This is a genomic window from Candidatus Albibeggiatoa sp. nov. BB20 (genome assembly GCA_016744725.1).
Taxonomy (GTDB): Bacteria; Pseudomonadota; Gammaproteobacteria; order Beggiatoales; family Beggiatoaceae; genus Albibeggiatoa.
This window is the reverse complement of record JADGDW010000107.1, coordinates 11,442-16,612: the sequence shown is the minus strand read 5'-3', so window position 1 is coordinate 16,612 and position 5,171 is coordinate 11,442. Positions and strand designations below refer to the sequence as shown.

Genomic DNA, 5,171 nt, shown 5'->3' with positions numbered 1-5,171 from the left:
TGACAGCCAGAGATTTTAAAATCTAAAACTGCTAATCCTTAATCTGATTATTTTTATAGAACTGATTTGAAATCTATAATTATAATATTTTAAGTATTAAGACGCAGAGCGTCTGAGCAGCATTCCAACGGTCTCCGTTGGAATGAGGAAAATTAATTTTTTCAAACAATTATGACTAGTTACTACGCTCGGCGTGGTAACTCAGCTTTGACGCTCTGCGTCATGTAAAATCATTATTTTTTAGATGTCAAATGAGCTCTATAAAACAAACTGATTTGGCTTAACCACACCAATTAACTCAGCAACAGAAGTCTCAAATAAACTATCAACCTGCCATTCTGTATCACTAAAACGTGTTACCACCAATGCTTCCATGATCGGAGCTTCACCCACAATCGCAAACAAGCGACCATTTGGTTTCAGTTGTTGTTTAAAATGTGAAGATAAAACAGGAATTGAGCCAGTTAACACAATCACATCATACTGAATATCCGTTTTCCAGCCTTGTGCTGCATTGCCAACACTCAATGAAACGTTATCTACGCCTGCTAATTTTTTCTCAGCTTGTTTAACCAAATCTTCATAAATCTCAACACTATCCACATGTTCTGCTAAGTTAGCTAACAATGCAGTTAAATAACCGCTACCCGTACCAATTTCTAATACACGATCTGTTGATTTAATCGATAAACTTTGTAATAGCCGCGCTTCTAAACGAGGAAACATCATGACTTGCTCATGACCCAAAGGGATTTCTACATCAGCAAATGCCAATGCTTGATATTCAGAAGGTACAAATTTCTCACGAGGGATTTCCGCCATCACATCTAATACGCTCTGGTTAAGCACTTCCCAAGGGCGTATTTGTTGTTCTACCATGTTAAAACGTGCTTGCTCATAATTGAAATGCGGCATATTCTTTCCTATCTCTCTTCCTAAAAGTAAATTTGACAGTATTATAAATCTTATAAATAGTTGCTGCTAGGGTTTTAGATTTAATTTAGACTATTAGTTATGATATGGTGTATTGAAATCAAGAGCTATCGCTAAAATATTGCTTTCAATAACACAATAAAAACTGACAACATCTATGTTACAAACACTTTATGTCATTGCACATACTTTTTTCAAAATCTGTAAACTAGAGTTAGGGCCTCAAGATTTACCTAGTTCACAGATATTTTTACTGCTGGTCACAGCACTGTATATGTGCATATCTACAATTATTCCCATCATATTTGAAATTCCGATTCTAACGGCTATTTTACAAACATTTGTAGAAGTGGGTATCACCTTTTTTCTCACATTTAGTTTGTTATATATGACGGGATTTTATGCAAGAACCTTGCAAACATTAACTGCCATCATTGGGGTTGATGTGTTTTTTCACTTGGTTGCGATACCGATTTTGGTTTTAGAATTATATTTCAAATCAGTGGGTATTGATATTGGCTTAACCCAAATTTTAGCCATTTTGTTGGTTAGTTGGAATTTGACTATTTACGCACATATTTTGCGTCATGCTCTATCAAGTGAACTCTTTATTGGCTTTGTCATTACCTTTATTTATTTACTGGTGACAATCGTTATTTTACAAACGTTATTTCCAACTCCAGCAGCAGAAGTATTAACACAATAATGCATATTCATATTTTAGGCGTTGGCGGCACGTTTATGGCGGGCATTGCCGTGATTGCACAACAGCTTGGCCATAAAGTCACGGGTTCAGACAAAGCGATTTATCCGCCAATGAGTACCCAACTGACAGAACAAAATATCGTTTATTTTGAAGGTTATGAGCCAGAGCAACTAAAACCTGCCCCTGATTGTGTGATTATTGGTAATGCCTTATCGCGTGGTAATCCTGCGGTAGAATACGTTTTAGAACACAATATTCCGTATATTTCAGCCGCACAATGGTTATCAGAAAATGTGTTACGTCAGTGTTGGTGTTTGGCCGTGGCGGGCACACATGGCAAAACCACAACCAGTAGTATATTAGCTTGGATTTTGGAATATGCACATTTAAATCCCAGCTTTTTGATTGGTGGTATTCCTGAGAATTTTGAGGTTTCAGCACGTTTAACCGACAGTGTTTTTTTTGTGATTGAAGCTGATGAATATGATACGGCTTTTTTTGATAAACGCTCTAAATTTGTTCATTATCCTGCCAGAACCGCAATTTTAAATAATTTAGAATTTGACCATGCCGATATCTTCCCTGATTTAGCTGCAATTCAACGTCAATTCCAGCATTTCTTACGCATTATTCCTCAATCGGGTTTAATCGTACATCCGCCAATTGAGGCCATTCAACAAGTATTAGATAAAGAGCCTTGGAGTCAGCGCGAGACCTTTGCCAGTCAAAACAGCGATTGGCAGATTGGTGAGCATAATGTGGATTATTCTGAATTTGAAGTCTATTTTCAGCAGCAATTACAAGGGCATGTTCAATGGGATGTGGTTGGTTTACACAATGCGCATAATGCCTTAGCCGCGATAGCCAGTGCCAGACATGCAGGCGTACCCAGTGCTATAGGGTGTGAGGCTTTGACCCGTTTTCGCAATGTTAAACGCCGATTGGAATTACGTGGCACAGTGAATCAGATTAATGTCTATGATGATTTTGCCCATCATCCAACAGCGATTGCGGCAACTGTCGCTGCATTACGTCAGAAAGTAGGTTCTCAGCCGATTACAGCGGTTTTGGAAATGCGTTCTAATACCATGAAAATGGGTATACATCAGGAACAGTTAGCCGATTCTTTAAAGATGGCTGATAGTGTATATTTTTATCAACCTGAGGATTTCGCGTGGTCTTTGCAATCTGTGGCAGATGAGTTACCCAAAGCCCATATTTGTAATGACACACAGCAGATTATCGAACAATTAGTACAGCATCAGCAGCCAAATGAAAATATATTAATTATGAGTAATGGCGGATTTGAACATATTCATCAGCGATTGCTAGCGGCTTTATCGTAGGATTTTACCAATTTCAGTACTAGCCTATCAGGCTTAAACTTCGTACAATGTTCTACTTTCGATAAGAATTAGAATTGTACGATGCCACCATTAAAAAATGACAGATTTATCCGTGCTTTACTTCGTCAACCTGTTGATGTGACACCTGTTTGGATGATGCGCCAAGCAGGACGTTATTTGCCAGAATATCGTGCGACTCGGGCTAAAGCAGGTAACTTCCTTAATTTATGCAAAAATCCAGAGCTGGCTTGTGAAGTCACTTTACAGCCTTTAGAACGTTATCCATTGGATGCTGCTATCTTATTTTCAGATATTTTAACCATTCCTGATGCGATGGGCTTAGGTTTATATTTTAGTGAAGGCGAAGGCCCGTGTTTTGAACGTCCGATTAAAACCGCTGCTGATGTTGAAAAACTCCCAATCCCTGATCCTCATGAAAGCTTGCGTTATGTTGTTGACGCGGTGAGCTTAATTAGAAAAGAATTAGATGGACGAGTACCATTGATTGGTTTTTCTGGTAGTCCTTGGACTTTGGCAACCTATATGGTTGAAGGTGGTACGACAAAGAATTTTGCTAAAGTTAAAGGCATGATGTTTGACCAACCGCAGTTGATGCACGCTTTATTAGACAAAGTGGCACAATCGGTTGTGACTTATCTCAATGCACAAATTGAGGCAGGCGCACAAGCAGTGATGATTTTTGATACGTGGGGCGGGATTTTAACCCAGCGTGATTATTTAGAATTTTCCTTAGCTTATATGCAAAAAATCGTGTCTCAATTACAACGTGAACATGAAGGCCAAACCATTCCTGTGATTCTATTTACAAAAAATGGTGGTCAATGGTTACAAGCAATGGCTGACACGGGTTGTGATGCTTTAGGGCTAGACTGGACCATGCCAATGGGTGAGGCGCGTCAACAAGTGGGTAATAAAGTGGCGTTACAAGGCAATATGGATCCATGTATTTTATATGCGTCACCACAACGTATTGAACAAGAAGTACAAACAGTTTTAGAAAGCTTTGGACACGGTGAAGGTCACGTGTTTAATTTAGGGCATGGCATCCATCCAGAAATTAACCCAGAACATGTTGCAGCATTTATCAACGCAGTACATGAGCATAGTAAGCAATATCACGCTGGATAAAAGCATGTTAAATAAAATTGTTTTAGCAGCCAAAGGCTTTTGTATGGGTGCAGCGGATGTTGTGCCCGGCGTTAGTGGCGGTACGATGGCGTTTATTTTGGGCATTTATGCGCAATTATTAGCGGCGATTCGTTCATTTGATGTTTTGTGGTTAAAAGCAGTTTTGACGTTCAATATACGTGAAGCTGTTTTACGCCCTCATTTTGGGTTTTTAATCCCATTAGGCATTGGCTTGATTTCAGCAGTGGTGTTTTTCACCCGCATAATCCCACTGCCAAAACTACTACATACTCATCCAGAACCGATTTATGGATTATTTTTAGGGCTTATTTTAGGCTCTATCATCACCTTATTGGCTGAAGCGAAGAAAGTTACTGGAGTCGATTTTTTCTTTTTAGTGGTGGGTGCAATTATTGGCTGGTTCACAGTAAACCTTGTGCCAACTGAAACACCTGATGGGGCTTGGTTTATCTTTATTTCTGGGATGATTGCGATTACAGCCATGATTTTACCGGGTTTATCAGGCTCATTTTTGCTGTTGATTATGAAAAAATATGATGTAATTCTCAATGGAATTGGGCATTTTCAGCTTAATATTTTGATTCCATTTGGATTGGGCGCGGTCACAGGCTTGGTAATATTTAGTCGATTTTTGAGCTGGTTACTCAGCCGATTTTATCAAGAAACGTTGTTGACAATTGTTGGGGTATTAATCGGCACGCTGTGGATCATTTGGCCATTTCAAATTCGGCATTATATTGTGGCACACGGCAAACAGAAACTCATCAGCAGCACTCCTTTTATGCCAACGGATTTCAATCAAACTGTATTGTATGCATTGTTAATGTTTATTTTAGGACTGGGTTTAGTTGTTGGGATTCATCAATTAGAACGAAAATTTAGAACGGATTAAACCCTAGAAAATTCAATAAAATATTTATTTTTCCTTCAGTTTTTAATCAAAATTAAAGTGGGTATGAAACGGCCTTTGTTTCTCCCACTTTATCGAGTTGTCCATTGATTGGACAGCTTACTTG

5 protein-coding genes are annotated in these 5,171 nt (G+C 38.7%); 4 read left to right on the top strand and 1 reads right to left on the bottom strand.

The annotated features are described in order from the left end of the window. Positions 1-258: 258 nt before the first annotated feature. A complete protein-coding gene (locus ABXH34_RS12330) occupies positions 259-915 on the bottom strand; it encodes a protein-L-isoaspartate O-methyltransferase family protein (protein ID WP_353572186.1) in 657 nt (218 codons plus the stop codon). A gap of 175 nt (positions 916-1,090) precedes the next feature. Between ABXH34_RS12330 and ABXH34_RS12325 the strand changes: the two genes are divergently transcribed. The 4 genes from ABXH34_RS12325 to ABXH34_RS12310 all read left to right on the top strand — a co-directional run bounded on the left by ABXH34_RS12325 (position 1,091) and on the right by ABXH34_RS12310 (position 5,047). After that, positions 1,091-1,639: a hypothetical protein gene (locus tag ABXH34_RS12325; RefSeq protein WP_353572185.1), complete on the top strand. Its 549-nt coding sequence runs from the start codon at positions 1,091-1,093 to the stop codon at positions 1,637-1,639. After that, positions 1,639-2,985, top strand: a complete 1,347-nt coding sequence (mpl, locus tag ABXH34_RS12320) for a UDP-N-acetylmuramate:L-alanyl-gamma-D-glutamyl-meso-diaminopimelate ligase (protein ID WP_353572184.1) — start codon at positions 1,639-1,641, stop codon at positions 2,983-2,985. Before ABXH34_RS12325 ends, mpl begins: the two co-directional genes overlap by 1 nt. A gap of 81 nt (positions 2,986-3,066) precedes the next feature. Next, positions 3,067-4,134: a uroporphyrinogen decarboxylase gene (hemE, locus tag ABXH34_RS12315; protein ID WP_353572183.1), complete on the top strand. Its 1,068-nt coding sequence runs from the start codon at positions 3,067-3,069 to the stop codon at positions 4,132-4,134. Between the two features lie 4 nt (positions 4,135-4,138). Next, the gene (locus ABXH34_RS12310; RefSeq protein WP_353572182.1) at positions 4,139-5,047 is read left to right on the top strand and encodes a DUF368 domain-containing protein; all 909 of its coding nucleotides are present in this window, start codon (positions 4,139-4,141) and stop codon (positions 5,045-5,047) included. Positions 5,048-5,171: the final 124 nt, after the last annotated feature.